Annotated in this window: 1 protein-coding gene; it reads right to left on the bottom strand. The window is 65.6% G+C overall.

Annotated elements, in window-relative coordinates:
- A partial coding sequence (locus A5692_RS22295; protein WP_068059928.1) for an MCE family protein occupies positions 1 to 1001 on the bottom strand: 1001 nt, incomplete at both ends.

Here is a 1001-nt window from a genome sequence, read left to right as displayed (position 1 = left end):
GCGCGTTCACCCGCGGCAGGTTCTCCGGGTAGGTGTACGGGTTGGGCGCGCCGCCGACCACGCCGGCCAGCCCGCCGACCAGGCTGGCGATGGTGGCCACCGCCGACACCGGGTTGGCCAGCAACCCCAGCCCGGACAGCGCCTCGGTGTTCATGTTGAGCGAGTAGCCGTTGAAACCGCCTTCGGACGCTCCGGTGAGTGGCACCACGTCGTGGTAGTTCTTCAGCGTGCAGTAGATCTCGGGGCTGTAGGTGTCCAGCAGCTGGGCGCTGGGCACCAAATCTTGGGCCCCGCGCGCCAGATACGGCCCACCCCGGTTGAAGATGTCGGCGCCGGTGTTGCCGAACCCGGCCGCCGACAACAACGCCTGGTCCAAATCCTTCTGCTGCGCATTGATCGTCCGCGAGGTGATCACCGCGTTGTTCAAGAAGTCCAACAGGTCCGGCGCCGCGTTGGCGTAGGTGTCACCCAGCCCGGCCAACTGCTGGATGTCATGACGCGCCTGCGGCATCTGCGGATTGACGTCATCGAGGATCGCGTTGGCGTTGACCACCGACTGCCCGAACTTGTCACCCAGCCCGGTCAGCGCCTGGGCGGCCGCGCTCAGTGTCAGGTTCAGCTTGACCGGATCGACCTTCTCCGCGATCGAGGTGACGGTCTGGAACAGCGTGTTGATCTCGGTGGTCACCGACCGCGCGTCGATCACGGTGTGCGGGTTGAGTTTTTGCGGCGACGGATTCTGCGGCGTGGTCAGCGACACGTACTTGCCGCCGAACACCGTGGTCGCCTTGATGTCGGCGTTCACGTTGGACGGGATCAGCGACAGGTACCGCGGATAGACCTCCAGGGTGAACTTGGCGGCCGGCTTGCCGTCGCGCACGGTCTCGGCGATGTTGCCGACCCGGCCGATCTCCACCCCGTTATAGGTGACCTTCGAACCCGGATCCATCACCAGCCCGGCCCGCGACGCCAACATCGTCAACTCGGTCTTCGGGGTGAAG

The sequence above is a fragment of the Mycobacterium sp. E342 genome, assembly GCF_001667665.1.
Taxonomy (GTDB): Bacteria; Actinomycetota; Actinomycetes; order Mycobacteriales; family Mycobacteriaceae; genus Mycobacterium.
The sequence above is the reverse complement of the archived record's forward strand: the minus strand, read 5'-3'. Positions and strand labels throughout refer to the sequence as shown.